16 protein-coding genes and 1 pseudogene are annotated in these 20270 nt (G+C 71.5%); 9 read left to right on the forward strand and 8 right to left on the reverse strand.

From position 1 onward, the window contains the following. Nucleotides 1–97 precede the first annotated feature (97 nt). Genes coxB through FPZ22_RS13985 form a run of 4 tightly spaced genes read left to right on the forward strand, consistent with a single transcriptional unit; the run spans nt 98 to nt 4189 of the window. A complete protein-coding gene (gene coxB / locus FPZ22_RS05260) occupies nt 98–769 on the forward strand; it encodes a cytochrome c oxidase subunit II (protein WP_246120936.1) in 672 nt (223 codons plus the stop codon). Next, entirely contained in the window at nt 766–3288 is a 2523-nt protein-coding gene (ctaD, locus tag FPZ22_RS05265) for a cytochrome c oxidase subunit I (protein ID WP_144891066.1), read from the forward strand. Before coxB ends, ctaD begins: the two co-directional genes overlap by 4 nt. Next, a complete protein-coding gene (locus FPZ22_RS05270; protein WP_144891068.1) occupies nt 3285–3665 on the forward strand; it encodes a hypothetical protein in 381 nt (126 codons plus the stop codon). Before ctaD ends, FPZ22_RS05270 begins: the two co-directional genes overlap by 4 nt. Beyond that, the gene (locus tag FPZ22_RS13985) at nt 3662–4189 is read left to right on the forward strand and encodes a DUF2231 domain-containing protein (protein ID WP_144891070.1); all 528 of its coding nucleotides are present in this window, start codon (nt 3662–3664) and stop codon (nt 4187–4189) included. The genes FPZ22_RS05270 and FPZ22_RS13985 overlap by 4 nt, the downstream gene beginning before the upstream one ends. Here FPZ22_RS13985 and FPZ22_RS13990 read toward each other — a convergent pair. Next, nucleotides 4110–4637 (reverse strand): CopD family protein, encoded by a 528-nt coding sequence (locus tag FPZ22_RS13990; protein WP_246120937.1) that lies wholly within the window; start codon nt 4635–4637, stop codon nt 4110–4112. The genes FPZ22_RS13985 and FPZ22_RS13990 overlap by 80 nt on opposite strands. Before the next feature lie 108 nt (nt 4638–4745). On the opposite strand from FPZ22_RS13990, the gene FPZ22_RS05285 reads away from it, so the two are divergent. Together FPZ22_RS05285 and FPZ22_RS05290 are read left to right on the forward strand one after the other, a co-directional pair. Next, a complete protein-coding gene (locus FPZ22_RS05285) occupies nt 4746–5645 on the forward strand; it encodes a cytochrome c oxidase assembly protein (RefSeq protein ID WP_168198944.1) in 900 nt (299 codons plus the stop codon). Nucleotides 5646–5708: 63 nt separating this feature from the next. Further along, nucleotides 5709–5969, forward strand: coding sequence for a DUF2249 domain-containing protein (locus FPZ22_RS05290; RefSeq protein ID WP_144891075.1), 261 nt, complete (start codon nt 5709–5711; stop codon nt 5967–5969). 5 nt (nt 5970–5974) lie between these two features. Here the strand turns inward: FPZ22_RS05290 and trpE are convergent, their stop codons facing one another. The 3 genes from trpE to FPZ22_RS05305 form a co-directional block, all read right to left on the reverse strand. Continuing rightward, nucleotides 5975–7450 carry an anthranilate synthase component I gene (gene trpE / locus FPZ22_RS05295; protein ID WP_144891077.1) on the reverse strand — a complete coding sequence of 492 codons (1476 nt, stop codon included), beginning with the start codon at nt 7448–7450 and terminating at the stop codon, nt 5975–5977. Between the two features lie 67 nt (nt 7451–7517). Next, the gene (gene rpe, locus FPZ22_RS05300; protein ID WP_144891079.1) at nt 7518–8195 is read right to left on the reverse strand and encodes a ribulose-phosphate 3-epimerase; all 678 of its coding nucleotides are present in this window, start codon (nt 8193–8195) and stop codon (nt 7518–7520) included. A gap of 81 nt (nt 8196–8276) precedes the next feature. Next, entirely contained in the window at nt 8277–8606 is a 330-nt protein-coding gene (locus FPZ22_RS05305; RefSeq protein WP_144891081.1) for a J domain-containing protein, read from the reverse strand. A gap of 80 nt (nt 8607–8686) precedes the next feature. Here FPZ22_RS05305 and FPZ22_RS05310 point away from each other — a divergent pair, with 80 nt between their 5' ends. Continuing rightward, nucleotides 8687–9622, forward strand: coding sequence for a phosphoribosylaminoimidazolesuccinocarboxamide synthase (locus FPZ22_RS05310; protein WP_144891083.1), 936 nt, complete (start codon nt 8687–8689; stop codon nt 9620–9622). 12 nt (nt 9623–9634) lie between these two features. Here the strand turns inward: FPZ22_RS05310 and glnE are convergent. From glnE to FPZ22_RS05330, 4 genes and pseudogenes are all read right to left on the reverse strand, one after another. After that, a pseudogene (gene glnE / locus FPZ22_RS05315) lies at nt 9635–12437 on the reverse strand (bifunctional [glutamate--ammonia ligase]-adenylyl-L-tyrosine phosphorylase/[glutamate--ammonia-ligase] adenylyltransferase). Between the two features lie 82 nt (nt 12438–12519). Beyond that, complete coding sequence (locus FPZ22_RS05320; protein ID WP_144891085.1) at nt 12520–14634, reverse strand: coiled-coil domain-containing protein; 2115 nt, start codon at nt 14632–14634, stop codon at nt 12520–12522. 6 nt (nt 14635–14640) lie between these two features. Further along, a complete protein-coding gene (locus tag FPZ22_RS05325) occupies nt 14641–15270 on the reverse strand; it encodes a hypothetical protein (protein ID WP_144891087.1) in 630 nt (209 codons plus the stop codon). Between the two features lie 55 nt (nt 15271–15325). Beyond that, nucleotides 15326–16447: an OmpA family protein gene (locus FPZ22_RS05330; protein ID WP_168198945.1), complete on the reverse strand. Its 1122-nt coding sequence runs from the start codon at nt 16445–16447 to the stop codon at nt 15326–15328. Nucleotides 16448–16586: 139 nt separating this feature from the next. Here FPZ22_RS05330 and FPZ22_RS05335 point away from each other — a divergent pair, with 139 nt between their 5' ends. Next, nucleotides 16587–17150, forward strand: coding sequence for an ECF-type sigma factor (locus FPZ22_RS05335; RefSeq protein WP_168198946.1), 564 nt, complete (start codon nt 16587–16589; stop codon nt 17148–17150). After that, a complete protein-coding gene (locus tag FPZ22_RS05340) occupies nt 17147–19993 on the forward strand; it encodes a serine/threonine-protein kinase (RefSeq protein ID WP_144891093.1) in 2847 nt (948 codons plus the stop codon). The genes FPZ22_RS05335 and FPZ22_RS05340 overlap by 4 nt, the downstream gene beginning before the upstream one ends. Nucleotides 19994–20270: the final 277 nt, after the last annotated feature.

Genomic DNA, 20270 nt, shown 5'->3' on the forward strand with positions numbered 1-20270 from the left:
TGCGGACGCTCCCCACCCGGCGTCCGCGCCGGCCGGGAGAACGGGAGTCGACGCCATCGGGGCCAACGCGCGCTTCGCACCTGTCCGCCTCGGCGTGGTGGCGGTCCTCGCACCGCTGGCGGGCTGCACCGGCCCGCAGTCCACGCTCGACCCGGCCGGCCCCGCCGCCGAAGCCATCGCCGGCATCTGGTGGGCGATGTTCTGGGGCGCGCTGGCGGTGTGGATGCTGGTGATGGCGCTGGTGACCTGGGCGCTGTATCGAGGGCGGAACACGCGAGCGCTGGCGAAGCCGCAGCGGCTGATCGTGGGCGGCGGGCTGGTGCTGCCGCCGGTGCTGCTGGCCGGCCTGCTCGTCCACGGTTCGGTGTCCAGCGCGCGCATCACCGGCCTGGACCGGGAGGTCGATGCGCGCGTCGATGTGATCGCCGAGCGCTGGCGCTGGCGCTTCCGCTACTTCGACGCGCAGGGCGGGGTGGTGGCCGAATCGCTGGACGTGCTGTCGCTGCCGCGTGGCCGCAGGGTCGAGTTCCGCGTTACCAGCACGGACGTCATCCATTCCTTCTGGATTCCGCGCCTCGGCGGCAAGGTCGACGCCATCCCCGGTCGGATCAACCATCTGCGCCTGCGCGCCGACCGGGGCGGGCGCATCCGCGGCCAGTGCGCCGAGTACTGCGGGACCGGGCACACGGTGATGGCGTTCGACGTGCTGGTCCATGATGAGACTGCGCACGCGGCGTGGCTGGCGCGCCAGGCGGAGACCGGGCGGTGAATGCTTCCGCACCTCCCGGCCTTACGCCCGAGGACGAGCGGCTGAGCGCCCTCCGCGCCACCTGGGCCACGCCGCCTGGCTGGCGCGGTCGCCTCGCCGCGGTCAACCACTCCACCATCGGCCTGCGTTTCATCGTCACCGGCCTGGCCTTCTTCCTCGTCGCCGGCCTGCTGGCGATGTTCATGCGCCTGCAGCTGGCCTGGCCCGGAAACCTGGTGCTGGACCCGCAGCGCTACGCCGAATTCACCACCATGCACGGCACCACGATGATGTTCCTGTTCGCGGTGCCGGTCATGGAGGGCTTCGCGCTCTACCTGGTGCCGAAGATGATCGGCTCGCGCGACCTGCCCTTCCCGCGGCTGTCGGCCTTCGGCTACTGGTGCTACCTGTTCGGCGGGCTGTTCCTGTACTCCAGCTTCCTGTTCGATGCGGTGCCCGACTCGGGCTGGTTCATGTACGCGCCGCTGACCGACTCGACCTGGTCGCCCGGCCTCAACGCAGACTTCTGGCTGATCGGCGTGACCTTCGCCGAGATCTCCGCGGTGGCCGCGGCCGTGGAGATGATCGTCGCCATCCTGGTCTGCCGGGCGCCGGGCATGGACCTGCGCCGCATCCCGCTGTTCGCGTGGGCGATGCTGGTGACGTCGTTCATGATCGTGTTCGGTTTCCCGCCGCTGATCCTCGCCAGCATCCTGCTGGAGATCCAGCGCGCCTTCGGCTTCGTGTTCTTCGATCCGGCGCTCGGCGGCGACCCGCTGCTGTGGCAGCACCTGTTCTGGCTGTTCGGCCACCCCGAGGTCTACATCATCTTCCTGCCCGCCGCAGGCGTGGTGTCGATGGTGGTGTCGACCTTCGCGCGCCGGCCGATGGTGGGCTACACCTGGATCGTGCTGGCCCTCGTGGGGACCGGCTTCCTCAGCTTCGGGCTGTGGGTGCACCACATGTTCACCGTCGGCATCCCGCTGCTGGCGCTGGCCTTCTTCAGCGCCGCGAGCATGGCGGTGGCGATCCCGATGGGCATCCAGGTGTTCGCGTGGATCGCGACGCTGTGGGCCGGCCGTCCGTGGCTGCGGGTGCCGACGCTGTACCTGTTCGGCTTCTTCTTCGTCTTCGTGCCGGGCGGGCTGACCGGGGTGATGGTGGCGATGGTGCCCTTCGACTGGCAGGCCCACGACAGCCACTTCGTGGTCGCGCATCTGCACCATGTGCTGATCGGCGGGCTGATGTTCCCCCTGTTCGCCGGGCTGCACTACTGGCTGCCGCTGGCCAGTGGCCGCGAACCCTCGGAGAGCCTGAGCCGCACCGCGTTCTGGCTGGTCTTCATCGGCTTCAACCTGACCTTCCTGCCGATGTACCTCACCGGCCTGCTGGGCATGCCGCGGCGCGCGTACACCTATCTTCCGGAACTCGGCCTCCACTGGCCCAACCTGGTCTCGACCGCGGCGGGCTTCGTGCTGGCGGTGGGCATGGTCGCGGTGCTGCTGGACGTGGCCCTGAGCTTCCGCCACGGCCCGCGCGCGCGCCGCAATCCATGGCGCGCCGGCACCCTGGAATGGGCGCTGGAGCATCCCGTTCCGGACTTCAACTTCGCCTCGGTGCCGCGGGTTCAGGGGCGCGATCCGCTGTGGGCGGATCCGCGGCTGGCCGAGGCCACGCAGCGCCCCGACGGCCTGCTCGGCGAAGCGCGCCACGGCGTCCGCGAGCTGATCGGCTCCAGCATCCTGGATGCGCGGCCCGAACAGGTGATCCGGATCTCGGGACCGACCCGGCTTCCGCTGCTGGCGGCGCTGGTGCTGGCGGCGCTGCTGGCGGCCTTCCTCGCCAAGCTGTACTGGCTGGCGGCGGCGATCGCGCTGCCGTTGCTGGCGCTGCTCTGGCGCTGGGGCTGGACCACCGGAGATCCCGGCGGGCCGGATGCGGTCGAGGCCGAGGCGGGCCTGGTGCTGCCCACGCAGTACGCCGCGCGCAACGCCCCGGGATGGTGGGCGCTGGTGATGTCGCTGCTGGTGGACGGCTCCCTGTTCGCGTCGCTTGTCTTCAGCTATTTCTACCTGTGGCTGGGGACGGACGCATGGCCGCCGGACGGGATCGGGATCGGGATCGCGAGCTGGCCGGCATCGCTGGTCGCGCTCGGGCTGCTGCTCGCCTGCGCGGCGGCGACGCGGCTCGCCGCGCGCGCGCTGCGCCAGGGTGCGCTGGCGCGGGCCGCCCGCGGTTGGACCTGGACCGCGTTGCTCGGAGCCGTCTTCATCGCCGCCCACGCCCGGGCGATGGCGCCCACAGGCGCGCCCGGCAATCACGCCTATGCGTCCGTGGCCTGGACGCTCGCCGGCTTCCACGCCGCGCACGTGGCGCTGGCGATCCTGTTCGCGCTGTTCGTCGCCGCACGGCTGCGCCAGGGACTGGTCAGCGCCGGGCACCCGCTCGAGGCGCGCATCACCGCCGCGCTCTGGCGCTACACCGTGGCCCAGGGCCTGCTCGCCTGGAGCGTGTTGCATCTGTTCCCGAGGCTGGCATGAAGGACGTGCTTTCCCCCTGGCGTCTGACCGGCATGGGCGCGCCGATGACGGTGTGGGCCCTGCACCTGGTGGCGGTCTACTCCCTGCAGGGCGTGGCCTGCGAGGAAGGCCTCGACCGTCTGCGGCTGGCGGGATCCGAAGCCCTGGCCTGGTGGCTGGTCGCGCTGACGGTGGTCGCGCTCGCAGTACTCGCCTGGCTCGGCCTGCGCGCATGGCGCGGTTGGCATGTGGCGCGCCTGGACGCGGACATGCCGCCCCGCATCGCCTCCCGGCGACGCTTCGCGGCCGCGGTCACCGGCGCGCTCTGCGTGCTTTCCGCGACGGCGATCGTCTACACCACCCTCCCCGTCCTCCTGCTGCCGGGATGCACCCGATGAACGCCGCCCTGCGTCCGCCCGAGCCGCCCGGGCTCAGCCATACGGTCGAGAGCAGGGTGTCCATCCGCAAGCACCCGGTCCATCCCATGCTGGTGGTGTTCCCGATCGCCTTCCTGGCGGTGGTCGCAGCCGGCGACCTGCTGTTCCTGTGGAGTGGCCTGCCGTTCTGGGCACAGATGGGGGCGGTGCTCAATGTTTCCGGCCTGGCGATCGGAGTGGTGGCGGCCGCAGTGGGCCTGGTGGACCTGCTGCTGATTCCCGTGGTGCGCCGGCATGTCTCCGCCTGGAGCCATGCGATGGCGGCGCTGATGCTGCTGGCGGTCGCCGCCGGCAATGCCTGGCTGCGCTGGCCGGATCCGGTGGCGGCGGTCTGGCCCTGGGGCCTGCTGTTGTCCTCGCTGATGGTGCTGCTGGTGGGAGTCGCCGGCTGGCTGGGCGGCGGACTCAGCTTCCACCATGGCATCGGCGTGGCCGCTGACGCCGGCGGAGACGACGATGGCCCCGATGCGCCACCGCAGGAATAGCCTCCGTGCCCGGCGGCGGCGGCAGGTCGCCTACGGTGGCCGGCTTGGCGGCGGTGAGCGCGGCGATCGCCAACAGCACCGGCAGGGGCGCCCAGCCCAGGATCCGGTAGAAGGCGACGCCGTGGCGGTCGCGTCCCTGGCCCAGCTCGTACAGCACCACGCCCATGTACAGGTGCAGCAGGACCACGCCGGTCACCAGCACGAGCTTCACCACCAGCCAGGCACCGTCCGGTCCGTAGGCGATCAGGGTCATGCCGCTCGCGATCGCCACCAGCGCCGCGGGCGACGCGAGGCGGAAGAACACACGATTGGCGACCACGCCGGAACAGCCCGGGTCGGCGTCGCGTTCGCCGCGGTGGCGCGCGACCAGCAGCCGCGGCAGGAAGAAGAGCCCCGCGAACCACAGCACCATCGCGGAGACATGCAGGATCTTGAGCCAGAGGTACATGGCGGCGTCCCGGGAAACCGGACCCAGCCTGGCGCGCCGCGTGCGAAGCGGCCGTGTGCGCGGCCGCGGCGACGTCCGCGGCCTTCTTCGCGCCGCGGTCGGTTCTCGATGACGGCCCTGCTCGCGTTCTGTTCAGGCCTGGCGCTCGCGCCCGGAGCGGCGTCCGCGCATGCGGGCCACGCGCACCCACCGACGCTCGCCACCGCCTGGTCACTCACCCCCTGGCTGCTGTTCCCCCTGGCGGCCTGGGTCCTGCTCTACGCCATCGGCCTGGCACGGCTGTGGCGTCGCGCCGGTGCCGGCGCCGGCGCAGGTGCCGAAGGCGTGGCTGCCGCCGCGACCGGCGTCCTCGTCCTCCTGCTGGCGACGATCTGGCCGCTGGATCGATACGGCGAGTGGTCGCTGGCCGCGCACGTCGCCCAGCACATGCTGCTGATCGCCTTCGTGCCGCCGCTGCTGCTCGCCGGGCGGCCCCTGGCCGTAGTCGCGCACGCGCTGCCCGCCCGTCTCGCGCGGGGGCTCCACCACTCGCTGGGTGCGGCCTCGTCGCGCATGGCGGACGCGCTCATCGCCGCGTCGGTCGCGCACGGCATCGTGCTCGGCGCCTGGCACCTGCCGGCGGCGACGACCGCTGCCCTAGACAGCGACCCGGTGCACTGGGCCATGCACGGCACATTCCTCGCCTCCGGCCTCTGGCTGTGGGCGGCGATGTGGAAGCGCCTCCGCGATCCGCACCTCGGGGCGGGCGCGGGCGTCGTGGCGATGCTCGCGGTGATGATGCAGATGGGTTTCCTCGGCGCGCTGCTGACCTTCGCCACGCGGCCGCTGTATCCCGTCTACGCCGGGCGCGCACCGCGGCTCGGCCTCGATGCCCTCGCCGACCAGCAGCTGGCCGGCGTGCTGATGTGGGTGCCAGCCTGCATCCCCTACCTGGCGGGCGCGACGTGGCTGCTCTGGCACGGCTTCGCGCGTCTGGCGCGACGCGACCGCGGATCGTCGCCGTCCTGACCTGGGTCATGGTCGCGCAGTTCGGTGGTCGGCAGGCTGGCGGTTCCACCGGAGGACCCCGCCATGACCGAAGCCGCCACCGCTGCGCCCGAGTACACCGCCCACCCCTTCGACGCCCGCGGCATCGCGCGCCGCTTCCGCCATTCGGCGATCTTCGGCGCCCTGGGTGCGCTGCAGCCCGGCGAAGCGATGCGCTTCGTCAACGACCACGACCCGCTGCCGCTGCTGGCGCAGCTCGAGGAGCGCTTCGGCCAGCGCCTGGAGATCCTCTACCTGCAGCGCGAGCCCGGCGCGATCGTGATCGATTTCATCATCCGGGCCTGAGCCCCTCAAAGTCCGCCGGCCGCCTGCGCCACCGCGCGGAACAGCGCGCGGCCCTTGTTCATCGTCTCCTCCCACTCCTTCACGGGGTCGGAGTCATGGACGATGCCGGCGCCCGCCTGCACGTGCAGGCGGCCGTCCTGGATCACCGCGGTGCGGATGGCGATGGCCATGTCGGCGTCGCCGTTCCAGGCGATGTAGCCGATGCTGCCGGCATAGACGTTGCGGCGGATCGGCTCCAGCTCGCGGATGATCTCCAGCGCACGGATCTTCGGCGCGCCGCTGACCGTGCCCGCGGGGAAGGTCGCGCGCAGCACGTCGGCGTAGGACAGCCCTTCGCGCACCCGGCCGGTGACCTCGCTGACGATGTGCATGACGTGGCTGTAGCGCTCGACCACGAACTGCTCGCCCACCTGCACCGTGCCCGGCTCCGACACGTGGCCGACGTCGTTGCGGCCGAGGTCGACCAGCATCAGGTGTTCGGCACGTTCCTTGGGGTCGGCCAGGAGCTCGGCTTCCAGCGCCGCGTCTTCCGCCGGCGTGGCGCCGCGCGGGCGGGTGCCGGCGATCGGGCGCACCGTGACCTCGCCGCCCTGCATGCGCACCAGGATCTCCGGCGAACTGCCGACGACCTGGGTGCCGCCGACGTCGAGGAAGTACATGTACGGCGAGGGATTCAGCGCGCGCAGCGCGCGGTACACGTCCACCGGACGCGCTTCGAACGGCACCGTCAGCCGCTGCGACAGCACCACCTGGAACACGTCGCCGCCGGCGATGTACTCCTTCACCTTCGCCACCGCGTCGATGAAACCTTCGCGGGTGAAGCCGGAAACGAAGTCTTCCTCGTCCAGCGCTGCCGGACGCAGGGTCTCGGGATAGCCGGCCCCGGCCTGGCGCAGGCGGTGCACCAGCGCGTCGAGCCTCCGCTGCGCCCGGGCCAGCGCCTGCGGCTCGCGCGGATCGGCGTGCACCACCAGGTACAGCCGGCCCTTGAGATTGTCGAACACCGCCAGTTCGTCGCACTGCATCAGCAGGATGTCGGGCGTGCCGAGGTCGTCGCGCAGGCCCGCACCGGCCGCCAGCCGCGGCTCGATGTAGCCGATGCACTCGAAGCCGAACCAGCCCACCAGCCCGCCGCTGAAACCGGGCAGGCCCTCGACCTCGGGCACCGACTGCTCGGCGCGCAGGCGCTCGACCTCGGCGAAGGGGTCGGCGACCTCGCGCTCGGCCACCACCTCGCCGTGCTCGCGCAGCGCGTAGCGGTGGCCGCGGAACTCGTGCACGCGCGCGGCCGGCAGGCCGATGATCGAGTAGCGGCCGAAGCGCTCTCCACCCTCGACCGACTCGAACAGGCAGCTGTGCGGGCCGTCGGCCAGCTTGAGGTAGACCGACAGCGGCGTGTCGAGGTCGGAGAGCACCTCGCGCACCACGGGAATGCGGGTATGGCCGGCGTCGGCGTGGCGCCGGAACTGTCCGGGGGTCATCGGCGGGCCCGTGCGCCGACGGGGCACGCGGCCACGCCGGGACCGCGGCCGGGACCCTGGCCGGCGCTCATGCCCGGACCGCGGCCGCCACTTCCGCGCGCATGCGCTCGATGACCCCGGCGTAATCCGGCGCCCCGAAGATCGCAGAGCCGGCGACGAAGGTGTCGGCGCCGGCCGCTGCGATCGCACCGATGTTGTCGGGCTTGACGCCGCCATCGACTTCCAGGCGGATCGGTCGCCCGCAGGCGTCGATCCGCTCGCGCACCTTGCGCAGCTTGTCCAGCGCGGACCGGATGAAGGCCTGGCCGCCGAAGCCCGGGTTCACCGACATCAGCAGCACCAGGTCGAGCTCGTCGAGCACGTAGTCCAGCACTTCCACCGGCGTCGCGGGGTTCAGCACCAGGCCGGGCTGGCAGCCGGCCGCGCGGATCAGCTGGACCGTGCGGTGGACGTGGCTGCTGGCCTCGGGATGGAAGCTGATCAGGGTGGCGCCGGCCTCGGCGAAGTCGCCGACGATGCGGTCCACCGGCGACACCATCAGGTGCACGTCGATCGGCGCGGTGACGCCGTGCTTCCTCAGCGCCGAGCACACCAGCGGCCCGACGGTGAGGTTGGGCACGTAGTGGTTGTCCATCACGTCGAAGTGCACCCAGTCGGCGCCCGCGGCGAGAACGGCGTCGACCTCCTCGCCGAGGCGGGCGAAGTCCGCGGAAAGGATGGAGGGCGCGATGACGGTGGGCTGCATGACGGACTCGAGGTTGGGAAGCGGCCCCGCCGCGCGGAAACCGCGGCGACGGGAGGGAGGACGATTCTACCGGCCCGGCTGCTACCGGCGCCCGCGCTTCTTGCGGATCCGGTCGTAGGCGCGGTTGACCTCGGCCGCCCTCCGCTGGGCCTGCTCGAGAAGCTCGGGCGCGGCGCCGGCCATGCGGTCGGGGTGGTACTGCGCCATCAACCGCCGGTAGGCGAGGTCGATCTCGGTGTCGCTGGCGCCCTCCTCGAGGCCGAGCACGGCGTACGCGTCGCCGCGGGCGGTGCGGAACCAGTCGCTGTCGAAGGCATGCCCGATCAGCAGCCCGATGAGGCCGCCGGCCGGATGCCGCATCAGCAGCCAGCCGGCGATGAACCCCAGGACTTTTCCATACCAGCGTTTCATGCGCGCGATTCTACCGCCCGCGGGCTCGCGCCGGCGCCCCGCATCGCTACAATGCCCCCCCGACGGCTCCAAGACGACCCATGGCAACGACCCTGCTCGAAGCCCATCTGCCCGGGCTCGAACTGCTCCACCGCGGCAAGGTCCGCGATGTGTACGGACTCCCGCCCGGCTCCGGTCCCGAGGAGTTCGGCCCGCTGCTGCTGATGGTCGCCACCGACCGCCTCAGCGCCTTCGACGTGGTGCTCCCCGACCCCATCCCCGGCAAGGGCGAGATGCTCTGCCAGGTCTCGAACTTCTGGTTCGACCGGACCGAGCACCTGGTGCGCAACCACCTGACCGGCATCGACGTGGCCTCGGTGCTGCCCGCGGGGGTGGATCCGGAACCCTACCGCCTGCGTTCGGTCGTCACCCGCCGCCTGAAGCCGGTGCCGGTGGAAGCCATCGCCCGCGGCTATCTGATCGGCAGCGGCTGGAAGGACTACCAGCGCACCGGGCGCGTGAGCGGCATCGCCCTGCCCGACGGCCTGCGACAGGCCGAGAAGCTGCCGCAGCCGATCTTCACCCCCTCGACCAAGGCCGCCGCCGGCGACCATGACGAGAACATCGACTTCGACACCATGGTGCGCACGATCGGCGCAGAGCAGGCCGAGCAGGTGCGCGACGCGACGCTGCGCCTGTATGCGTTCGCCGCGGAATACGCGGCCGAGCGCGGCATCATCCTGGCCGACACCAAGTTCGAGTTCGGCACCGACGCCGATGGCCGCCTGTACGTGATGGACGAGATGCTCACGCCCGACTCCTCGCGCTACTGGCCGGCCGACGCCTACGAGGTCGGCACCAGCCCGCCGAGCTACGACAAGCAGTTCGTGCGCGACTACCTTGAGACGCTGGACTGGGACAAGACCGCCCCCGGCCCACGCCTGCCCGCCGAAGTGATCGAGCGCACGCGCGCCAAGTACGCCGAAGCCCTGCAGCGGCTGGCGGGGATCGACATCGACGCGGCCAGGGCCGGCTGATCCGGCCGGTCGCTATCCGGCCGGGGCGAGGCCGGCCGCGCGCAGGGCCCCGGTGATGGCGGCGCGGGCGGCATCCAGTGATCCGTCAAGCGGCACGATGCGCGCACGGCGATCGAGGGTCTGCGCCAGGCCCAGGGACACCAGCGCGGCATGCGCCCCGCCGAGCGCCGCGGCCGTGGCGTCGTCGAGCACGCCGGCATCGCGGCAGGCCACGATCAGTTCGCGGGTCGCGCGCGGCAGGAGCAAGGCGGGGCGCTCCGCGGCATGCCCCAGCACCAGCGCCTGCAGCAGGAACTCCAGGTCGACCAGGCCCCCTTCCCCCTGCTTGAGGTCGAACAGGCCGCCGGCACTGCGGTCGAGCTGCGCGCGCATCCGGGCGCGCATGCCGGCGACGTCGGCGACGAGCGCCGCCTGCTCGCGTGGCCGTCCGAGCGCCGATGCGCGGACGTGCTCGAAGCCGCTGCGCAATGCCTCGTCGCCGGCGACGAAGCGCGCGCGGACCAGCGCCTGCTGCTCCCAGGTCCAGGCGCGCTCGCGCTGGTATTCGGCGTAGGCGGCGAGCGACGACACCAGCAGCCCGCTGCCACCGTCGGGGCGCAGGCGCACGTCCACCTCGTACAGCCGGCCCGCGCCGGTGAGCGTGCCCAGCAGCAGCACGATCTTCTGCGCCAGGCGCGCGAACCAGCGCTGCGCCTCGAGCGGCCGCGCTCCGTCCGACGCCGCGTCCGCCGGCGCGTCGTACAGGAACACCAGGTCCAGGTCGGAGCCGATGCCGAGCTCCTCGCCGCCCAGGCTGCCGTAGCCGATCGCCGCGAACGGCGCGTCGGCGACGACGCCGTGCGCCGTCCGCATCTCGCGCAGGGCGAGCTCGATCACCACCGCGACCACGCCGTCCGCCAGCCAGGCCAGCTGGCGTGCGCTGTCGATCGCCCCCAGGCGCGCGTCGAGCGTGGCGAGGGCGATGCGGAAGCTCAACGCCTGCCGCGTTTCATTGAGTGCGAACAGCACCCCCTCCACGTCGTCCCGCTGGAGCGCCGTGGCGCAGGCGGCGGCGAGCTGGGCGCGGTCGGGCATCGGGCCTTCGACGCGCGCGTCCAGCAGTTCGTCGAGCAGCAGCGGATGCGCGGCCACGCGTTCGGCCAGGAAGGCGCTGCGCGTGACCAGGCCGATCAGGCGCGCCAGCGCCGCGGGCTGTTCGTCGAGCAGCGCGAGGTAGCTGGCGCGGCGCAGGATGTTGTGCAGCAGCGCCAGAAGCCGTCGCATGGCCTGCAGCGGGCGATCGGCCGGTGCGCTCGCCTGCAGCATCACCGGCATCACCCGGTCCAGGCGCGCACGGGCGGCGTCGGAGAGTTCGCCCACGCTGGGCGAGCGCGCGAAGTCGCGCAGTGCGGCATCGACCTCGCCGGCATCGCCGAAGCCGGCGGCGGCCAGCACCGCGGCGTCGCCGCCCTCGGGCAGCGCGCGCCAGTAGCCCGCCAGGTCGCCGCTGACGTCGCCGCGCGATTCGTCGCGATGGGCGAGGAGCGCGTCGAACTCCGCGGCCACGCGCGCGCGACGCGGCGCGAGGTCGGCCAGCAGTCCCTCCCACGCCGTGTATCCGAGGCCGCGCGCGATGCGCAGGCGATCGACCGGATCGGCCGGCAGCGCGTGCACCTGCGCATCGCGCAGCATCTGCAGGCGGTTTTCCAGCCGGCGCAGGAACAGGTAGGCCTCGGCCAGGTCGGCCGCCGTCTCCGGTTCGATCTGGCGCGCGATGCGCAGCGCGTCGAGCATCGGCACCAGGCCGCGACCACGCAGCGCCGGCTCGCGTCCACCGCGGATCAGCTGCAGCGCCTGCACCAGGAACTCGATCTCGCGGATGCCGCCGGGGCCGCGCTTGATGTCGTCGGCCAGCTCCTTGCGCGCGACCTCGGCGGCGATCGCCGCCTTCATCTCGCGCAGGCCGGCGAGTGCGCCGTAGTCGAGGTAGCGGCGGTAGACGAAGGGCCGCAGCGCGGCCAGGAAGCGCTCGCCGGCCGCGATGTCGCCGGCCACCGGCCGCGCCTTCTGCCAGGCGTAGCGCTCCCAGTCGCGTCCCTCGCGCTGGAAATACTGCTCCATGGCCGCGAAGCTCAGCGCCACCCGCCCGGCGTTGCCGAAGGGGCGAAGGCGCAGGTCGACACGGTGGCAGAAGCCGTCGGCCGTGGGTTCGTCCAGCAGCCTGGCCAGGGCCCGGCCCAGGCGCGCGAAGTACTCCTCGGCGACCAGCGGACGCGGGCCGTCGCTCTCGCCGGCCTCGGCATAGGCGTAGACCAGGTCGATGTCGGAGCTGAAGTTGAGCTCGCCGCCGCCGAGCTTGCCGAGCGCGAACACCACCAGCCGCACCGGCGCGCCGGCGGCGTCGCGGACGACGCCGTGGCGGGCCGCGAACTGGATCTCGAGCGCGTCGAGCGCCAGGCGCAGGCAGTCTTCGGCCAGGCGGGTGCTGCCGGACAGCGTGTCGGCGACGCCATCCAGCCCGTTCACGTCGCGCCAGACGAGGTGCGCGGAGAACCCCGTGCGGTAAGCGCGCAGCAGGCCGGGCCATGTGTCCGGCCGGTCGGGATCCAGCCGGGGCGCAGGCGGCGCGGCGGCCGGATCGTCGAGCAGCGCTTCCCAGCACCGCGGGCTGCCGGGCGAAGACGTCCAGTGCGAAGTCGCTGGCCACGGCGACGCGGGCCAGCGCATCGCCATCGCGCTCCGCAAGCCCGGGCGGCAGCGGCGCCAAGCTGCGCCGCACCAGTTCGCCCAGGGCAGGATGCGGATCAGGAGCGTCGGCGGAGGGAGGCGGTTCCATGCGCGGATTGTGTCACTGCGCCGCGCACCGATCCCGCCTCCGTCCGCCCCGCTTCAGTACCGCATGCGCACTTCCTCGATCTTCACCTCGAAGGAGTTGCGGAGCAGCCCGGCACAGGCCTGGGTTTGCACCGCCATCGCCTGCAGCGGCGGCGCACGCTCGACCAGCGCGCCCGGGTCGTGCTTCCGCAACAGCAGGCCGACGCGTTCGAGCCCCGCCTGCTGCTGGCCTTCGGGTTTCCGCGCGGTCTCCACGAACTCCTGCAGCGCTGAAAGAACCCCGCCCGCGTGCTCGGCCAGCGGATCCAGCAACTGTTCCTCCCGCCCTGCGTAGAGCCCGCCCAGCGAACGCATGTTGCCGGCCAGGGCGGTAAACACGCCCTCCTGCAATCCAGCCACCGGGTCCCAGCCGGGGCACTGGCGCTCGAACATGAGGGCGGCCAGGGATGCGGCGGCGGCCGGAGAGTCCGGCGGCTCCGGAGCGTCCGGGGGGCATCCGGGCTGTCCGCATCGTCGGCCGTATCGGTGGCCGCAGGTTCCACCGGTGCGTCGTCGTCTCCGATTTCGACCACTTTCCCCGGCTGCGGCGTGGGTCGGTCTTCCATCGGCGCGCCCCCACGGGGCTCTTGCGCCGGCTTCTGCGCCGCCCCCTCGCCCGCGGGCGACCTCTCGCCTGCGGACGACCCCTCGCCTGCGGGCGGCTGCTCCCGAGGCTGGCGCCGATCCTTGCACAGCTCCCGGCGCCGCCACAGGTCCTTCATTTCCGCCATCACCGCGTCGAGCTGTCCGTCCAACTCCTCCAGCCGCTGGGCGGCGCCCACCGAGGCGCCGACGTTCTGCGCGGTGTTCACCGTGGCGCGGAACAACTGCCGGATCGTGTTGGCGATCCCCACCCTCGAGTCGCCCCTGAAGCGGTCCAGCGATTTCGACAGCACATCCAGAGAAGCATCCCCGACGACACCCTGCGTCCTCTCCCGGCCATGGGGATCGTTGCCGGCCTCCGCGAGTGTCCGTACATAACCGAGCAGGCTGTAGGCATCGGCCACGGTGGTCAGGAGGTCCTTCAGCGCACTGCCCTCCTCGATCATGGCCTTGAACCGGTTGGCGGACTTCGGGAAACGGGTGACCGCAAGCGCCAGCTCGGCGAGCTTGACCGCCAGTTCGGTCGCGTTGCCCTCGAAGTCGCGCAGAGAGCGCTCGAACTCCGGATCCTCCAGGACTTCACGGATACCTGCGAGGATGGCGTCCCTGCGCCGGTCCAGGCGCGCCTGCTCTTCGCGCAGCTTCGCGATGACTTCGTCCGTACAGGGCCGCACCTCGACCTGCAGCGGGGCGCCCGTGGGCTCGCCGCAGGCGCTCATGGCCTGGACCGTGGCCGTGCCCGGGGCGCGCGGACGCAACCCGAGCAGGCCGCCGGCATCGCCGATGGCTTCCACGACCGATGGGTCGGTCTGGTAGACGACCCGGCGCGCCGCCCCCCGGGGTTGCACTTTCACTGGCACGTCCACCTGTTGGATACGCCGGCCCCGCGCGTCGTACATGCCGATCTCCGCCGGCTGCCCGCCGTTGATCGAGCGCACCTCCAGCGCGTGCACGACTTCTGAGGCGGTGGCCTTTCCGCCCGGGCCGCCGCCGGTGCGCTCGGCCTTGACGGTGACGATGCCCGGCGCGATGGCGGTCAGGACAGCGCTGTTGCCGCGCGTGGCGATGTCGAGGACGCCCTGCTTGCTGGCCGTGAAGCGATAGGTGCCACCGGTGGACGCCGTCAGGGTGGTCCGTCCGCCCACGACGATGTCCGCGCAACCGGCAAGGGCGAAGCCCTCGGCCTCCGACGGCATCTGGCCGCAGGCGTCCCGCGCCTGCGAATAGCGTTCGGCGTTGCCGCTTCCTTGCGCCTGCCCGATCAGGCCTGAAAAATCGACGCCCAACGCTCCGAAGGCCTGGTCGTTGGCGGTCAGCATGGTGCAGAAGCCCTGGGCCACGTCGACCATGCCTTCGGCCAGGCTTTGCATGTCCCCGGCGCCGCCCCCTTCGAGCCGACCCAGGCCCCGCCTGAGCTGTTCGTCACCGGTCTCGAGTCCCTCGCGCTGCTGCTCGAGGATCTCCCGCGTGCGTGCGTCCTGTGCGACTGCGCCACTGGGCGTTGCGGCCAGGAGAAGGCCGGCCAGGGCCGCCCTGAGGATGTCGATGCGGATCATGGCGGATCAGGGGAGCGTCATCCGCTTCGCCGCATCCAGCGCGAAGGCGGGGTCCTGCCTGCCCATCGGGCCACCGCTGACGAACACGAACCACGGCTTGCCCGTCGGCTGCCAGAGCAGCGACTTGCCGTCGAGCCATGCCTGCCCGTCGAGGCCGGAGGCCCCTGTCACCGTGCCGCTTCCGCGGTGGTAGTCGACGGTGGCCTCGAACTCCTTGGCGGGGCGGATGTTGACCATCAGGAAGCGGCCGCTGCCCATGGTTTCCGCGGTCATCTCGGCGGGACCGTAGTTGCAGCCGCCCCAGGACGAGCCCATCCGCGGCATCGGTTCCAGGGTCGCCGGCGATCCGACCAGCTCGAGCACGTCGCTCTCGGCGAGGAAGGCGCAGGCGTCGACGACGGCCTCGCGCTCGCTGGCCTTGGCCCGCGCAAGCCGTTCCTCCATGTCCCGGCCCAGTGCCTGCAGTTGGGCTTCGGCCTCGGCGGGGTCGGAAGAGAGATGCTTCAAACGGTCGGCGGTGTCCTGCATCTCGGCCACGGCCTCGGCGCGCTGCTGCTCGGGGGACTTTTCCCCGCCACAGGCCGCGAGGGCCAGCGCGAACGCCGCGGACAACAGGATCAGGTTGGATGCACGCATGTCGGTCCCTCTGGTGCTGGATGGAATGGAATGGGATGAATCCGGGATCGGACCGTCAGAGGATCCGGTCGAGGATGCGGCGCGCCTTGTCCCTGACCTTGCCGTCGACCGCGGCACCAGCCTCGCTCTCGGCCGCCTCTCCGGCGTTCTCCGCGCGCTCGCGCGCGAAGCGACCCGCGTGCCCTTCCTTCCTGGGCTTCTCCTGCGCCGGTGCCGGGGACGGCGACGGCGCCGCCGGCCGTGCGGTGGCGGCAGCCGGCACTGCGGCGACGACGCCGCCAGTCTTCTTGATCTCGACCCGGCGGTTCGCGGCACGGCCCACTTCGCTGCGGTTGTCGGCCACGGGTTCGGTGTCGCCATATCCCTTCGCAGTCAGCCGCCCGTCGTCGATCCCGCGCTGGATCAGCGCGGCACGCACGCTGTTCGCGCGCTGCTGGGAGAGCGTCAGGTTGGACGCAGCGCTCCCGATGTTGTCGGTATGCCCGCCAACCTCGACATGCACCGACGGCACCTGCTGCAGCATCGACGCCGCCTGGTCCAGCACCGCCGCGGATTCGGCGCGGATGCTCGCCTTGCCGGTGTCGAAGTGGACATCCAGGGTAAGGAAGCCCTGCTGGGCGAACTGCTGCAGCAGTTCGTTGGCCGAAACCTCCTGGACCATGGCCTCGCTGGTCATGCTGGCGATGGCGTAGTAGTCGCCGTCGTTCACCGAGCCCAGGTGCACCCAGTACTCGCGTCCGCCCTCGTGCATTCGCAGGGTCGCGATCTGCTGCTGGATGTCGGCCCACTCGCTTGCGGCGAACGATTCCTTGCCCGGCTGCCAGACCACGGTGGCGCCCCGCGCCTTCGCGGCATCGAGGTGGTTGCGCAGGATCTTCAGGGGGGAACTGGGCGCGACACCATCGTCGATCCCGTAGGTCACGTACTCGTAGATGCCTTCGACCGTCTTCATCTCCGCTTCGAGATAGTCCCTGACAAGCCCGACCGGCACGTCCTTGGCATCGAAATCGGAGTACTCGCACTGCACGACGTGATAACCCTGCATCGGCGTGAACAAGGGATGCGGCTTGCAGTCGTCGGAGGCCCAGGCGGGCGCCGCGAGCGCCAGCGCCAGCGCCGGCGCGGCGGACAGGACCTGGAACAGGCGTGGCTGTGACAACGGACGGTGTGGCTTCATGGTCAACTCCCCGGATTGATGGACGGTCGACAGGACCAATCGAGAAGCGGGGCGATGAAAGGACACCCGCCCATCACAATGAGAATGGATCGCGTCCGTCAACTGGTGGAAGTCCATGCCCCATGCCAGACTCGCCGCCATGTCCGCCCAGGAAAATCCAGCATTGACGCTGTTGCTGGCGCAGGCACGGGGCGGCGACGCGGCGGCAGGTGAAGCGGTACTGGCAGCCGTCTACGGACCGCTCAAACAGCTGGCGCGCGCACGCCTGAGAGGCGGCGGCCGCGAAGCCTTCCAGACGACCGAACTGGTCCATGACGCCTGGCTGAAACTGGCCGGCAACCAGGTGCTTGCGCCGAACGACCGACGGCACCTGATGGGCCTGGCCGCAACGGCGATGCGCCAGATCCTGATCGACCACATGCGTCAGCGGCAGACCGAAAAGCATGGCGGCCAGTGGCAGCGGATGACCCTGACCGACTGCCTTGCGTCCGACGATGCCGCCGAGATCGAGGTGCTGCGCCTGGACGAACTGCTCCGCTCCCTGCGCCTGCTCGACCCGCGCGCGGCGCGCATGGTCGAACTACGCTACTTCGGGGGCTACGACGAGAACGAGATCGCCGATCTGCTCGAGGTCAGCGTGCGCACCGTGCGCCGCGACTGGCGCCGCACCCGCGCCTGGCTGAAGACGGAGCTGGAACAGTGACGCCGGAAAACCGCCTCCGCTGGCAGCGCGCCGGCGAGCTCTTCGACGCCCTGGTGGAACTGCCCGCGCACAGGCGCGAGGCCCGACTGGCGTCTCTGTGCGCCGGCGACATGGGGCTGCGTGCACTGGTGGAACGGTTGCTGGCTGCCGACGCCGGCGACACCGAGCCGTTCGCCGGCGATGCCGCGCGCTGGAGCGAGGAACTGGCCGCACGGCCGCCACACCCGCCCGACCTGCGCGGCCGTCGCATCGGCGCATGGCAGATCACCGGCATCCTCGGTCACGGCGGCATGGGCGTGGTGCACGAGGTGCAGCGCAGTGACGAAGCGTATCGACAGCGCGCCGCACTGAAGCTGATCCGCATCGGCGCGGACTCGCCCGCCACGCGCGAGCGCTTCCTGCGCGAGCGACAGACGCTGGCACAGCTCCGGCACCCCGGCATCGCCAGCCTGATCGACGGTGGGTTCACGGACGACGGCGAGCCCTATTTCGTCATGGAGTGCGTCGATGGCCAGCCCATCGACTCCTGGTGCGACGCGCGCGGCCTGGACCTGCGGGCGCGCACGGAACTGTTCGCCCAGGTGCTCGAAGCGGTGCAATACGCGCATCGCAATCTGGTGGTGCATCGCGACCTCAAGCCGTCGAACATCCTGGTCGACGACGAAGGCCGCGTGAAACTGCTCGACTTCGGCGTCGCCAAGCAGTTGCAGGAAACCGGCGCCGCCACCGTCGGCGAACGCGCGCTGACCCTGGAATACGCATCTCCCGAACAGCTTGAGGCGGCGCCGATCACCACCGCCACCGACATCTGGCAGTTGGGCGTCGTGCTGTACCGCCTGCTCGCTGGAGCACACCCTTTCGGGATCGATCAGGACACACCACTGCAGCGGCAGCTGCTTCAGCTCGGCCACGAGCCCAAGCGCCTGTCCAGGGCCGCCGCAGGCATCGGCGCCAAAGTCGCCGCCGCGCGCGGCCACCGCCCTGAATCACTGGCCAAGGCCCTGCGGGGCGACCTGTCCAGCATCGTGCAGGGCTGCCTGCAGCGCGCTCCGGAACACCGCTACCCCTCCGTCGAGGCCCTGTCTGACGACCTGCACCGTTGGCGCGGACACAAGCCACTGCGCGTGGTCGCACCCGGCCGCTGGAAGCGAGCCGGCCTGTGGCTGCGGCGGAATCGCGCCCTGACGGCGGCGGGCAGCGTCGCCGCCGTGGCACTGCTGCTCGGCGCGGGCCTGGCGATGTGGCAGGCGGGAGAGGCGAAGCGTCAGGCCGCGCACGCGCAGGAGGCGCTGCGTTTCCTCGCCGACACCCTTGGCGCCGCTTCCCCGGAGCACGCGCTGAGCCCGCAGATCAGCGTGCGCGAACTGCTGGACAAGGCCCGCCTGGAACTGGACAGGCGCGCCACCGTTGCCCCCGAAGTGCGCCAGCCGGTGCAGCGGACGCTGGCGGAGCTGTACCACGCCTTGGGCGACATGGGCACGGCGGTGAAGCTGTTCGAGCCCGGCTTTGCCGGCGTGGAGCCACGCGATCGGGACGAGGCCGTGGCCCTGGCCAGGACTCTGGGCTTCTACGCCGGCGCGCTGGACGAGGTGGGGCGCGGCCAGCAGGGTCTGGCTCTGTACCAGCGCGCGGCCGCATGGCGCGACAGGTTCGCCCCCGACGACCCGGGACAGCGACTGCATTCCCTGGTCGGCCTCGGATCGGGCCACTACGGCGCCCGCGACCCGGTCACTGCGATGGACTACTGGCGCCAGGCCATCGAAGCAGGCAGGACCATGTCCGAGCCACCGCTGGAGCCACTGTTCGCCGCCTATCAGTTGCTGAGCGGCACGCTGAGCGCCGGGCGCGATCATGCGCAGGCACTGGAGCTGGCCGACGAAGCGCTGGCACTGGCCGACAGACATGCCATCCCTGCCCTGGCCACTACTCGGGTCGGACTGCTGCGGCACAAGGCGGACGCGCTGGCAGGGCTGGGGGACGCCGACGCCGCCGAGCCGATCATCCGCGAGGCGATCGCGCTGCGGACACGGATGTCGGGCGAAACCGGAACCTGGATGGCTTCGCTGCAGAGCACGCTGGGCATCGTGCTGAACGAGCAGGGTCGCTACCGCGAGGCGCTGGAAGCGCTGGAGCATTCATATGCGCTGAGCGCGGAGGCATCCGACGACCCGCTCAACGCCGCGATCGGCCTGAGCAACCGGGCTTCTGTCCACGAGAATGCCGGCGACTACGCCGGCGCGCTGGAGCTGTTCGAACGCGCGATCGCGCGGCTCGACGAGGCCGGCACGCCCGCCGACGACGCCTGGCGCAGACAACTCGAACTCAACCACGCCCGTTGCCTGGTCCTGACCGGCGATTTCGACGGGGCCGACGCCAGGTTGCGCCATCTGCATGCGCGCGCCGTGGCGCTGGATGGCGAAGGTTCGGTCGAACACGGGCTGGCCACCTGGCAACGCGTGCTGTTGGCCCGGCGCCGGGGTGACGTGGACACGGGCATGCCGCTGCTGGCCGAGACGCGCGCGATCTTCCGCGAACTCGTGCCGGACACCCATGCGATCTTCGCCCACGCACTGCGCGCCGAGGCGGAGTTCGAACGCCATCGTGGCAACCACGCAGACGCCGAGCGCGCGCAGCGCGAGGCGGTGGAACGGTTGCAGACTGCAGGAGCCCTGAACCTGGCGATCGCCCACGCCGAGCTGGCCGGACTGCTGGCCCTGCGCGGAGACCACGCCGGCGCCCGGGACCTGCTGCACGAGGCCCTGCCCGTACTGCGCGAGATGGTGCTGCCGACGGAAATCAAGCGTGCCGAGGCGGAGGACCTGGCGCTCGCGCTCGCCAGATAAAAACGCCGGCCATCCATGGCCGGCTGTCCGCATACCCCCTGTGCACGGGACGGGCTCCGGCGTTCTGCGGCTTCGGGAGGGAAGATCGAAAGCGGCGGAGCCGGGCAGCTCCCGGTCATGACCCTCCGTTTCGACGCGAACGTCGACGTGGCCCTCGTCCCGACCGCGACCAAAGGTCGTGCCCGCCGCGGACGCAGGGGGCGGCCCGGACTTCACGGGAGCGCCCGTGGCGACCGACCCGGACTCGAACGAAGCGTCCCCTCGATCGGGAGAAGAA

Origin of the sequence: Luteimonas granuli, assembly GCF_007795095.1 — a bacterium.
GTDB lineage: Bacteria > Pseudomonadota > Gammaproteobacteria > Xanthomonadales > Xanthomonadaceae > Luteimonas > Luteimonas granuli.

What these genes read in the sequence shown, in the direction of transcription:
- FPZ22_RS05270 (WP_144891068.1), top strand. Translation starts at nt 3,285, where the DNA reads ATGAAGGACGTGCTTTCCCCCTGGCGTCTGACCGGCATGGGCGCGCCG.
- FPZ22_RS13985 (WP_144891070.1), top strand. Translation starts at nt 3,662, where the DNA reads ATGAACGCCGCCCTGCGTCCGCCCGAGCCGCCCGGGCTCAGCCATACG.
- FPZ22_RS13990 (WP_246120937.1), bottom strand. Translation starts at nt 4,637, where the DNA reads ATGTACCTCTGGCTCAAGATCCTGCATGTCTCCGCGATGGTGCTGTGG.
- FPZ22_RS05285 (WP_168198944.1), top strand. Translation starts at nt 4,746, where the DNA reads ATGACGGCCCTGCTCGCGTTCTGTTCAGGCCTGGCGCTCGCGCCCGGA.
- FPZ22_RS05290 (WP_144891075.1), top strand. Translation starts at nt 5,709, where the DNA reads ATGACCGAAGCCGCCACCGCTGCGCCCGAGTACACCGCCCACCCCTTC.
- trpE (WP_144891077.1), bottom strand. Translation starts at nt 7,450, where the DNA reads ATGACCCCCGGACAGTTCCGGCGCCACGCCGACGCCGGCCATACCCGC.
- rpe (WP_144891079.1), bottom strand. Translation starts at nt 8,195, where the DNA reads ATGCAGCCCACCGTCATCGCGCCCTCCATCCTTTCCGCGGACTTCGCC.
- FPZ22_RS05305 (WP_144891081.1), bottom strand. Translation starts at nt 8,606, where the DNA reads ATGAAACGCTGGTATGGAAAAGTCCTGGGGTTCATCGCCGGCTGGCTG.
- FPZ22_RS05310 (WP_144891083.1), top strand. Translation starts at nt 8,687, where the DNA reads ATGGCAACGACCCTGCTCGAAGCCCATCTGCCCGGGCTCGAACTGCTC.
- FPZ22_RS05320 (WP_144891085.1), bottom strand. Translation starts at nt 14,634, where the DNA reads ATGATCCGCATCGACATCCTCAGGGCGGCCCTGGCCGGCCTTCTCCTG.
- FPZ22_RS05325 (WP_144891087.1), bottom strand. Translation starts at nt 15,270, where the DNA reads ATGCGTGCATCCAACCTGATCCTGTTGTCCGCGGCGTTCGCGCTGGCC.
- FPZ22_RS05330 (WP_168198945.1), bottom strand. Translation starts at nt 16,447, where the DNA reads ATGAAGCCACACCGTCCGTTGTCACAGCCACGCCTGTTCCAGGTCCTG.
- FPZ22_RS05335 (WP_168198946.1), top strand. Translation starts at nt 16,587, where the DNA reads ATGTCCGCCCAGGAAAATCCAGCATTGACGCTGTTGCTGGCGCAGGCA.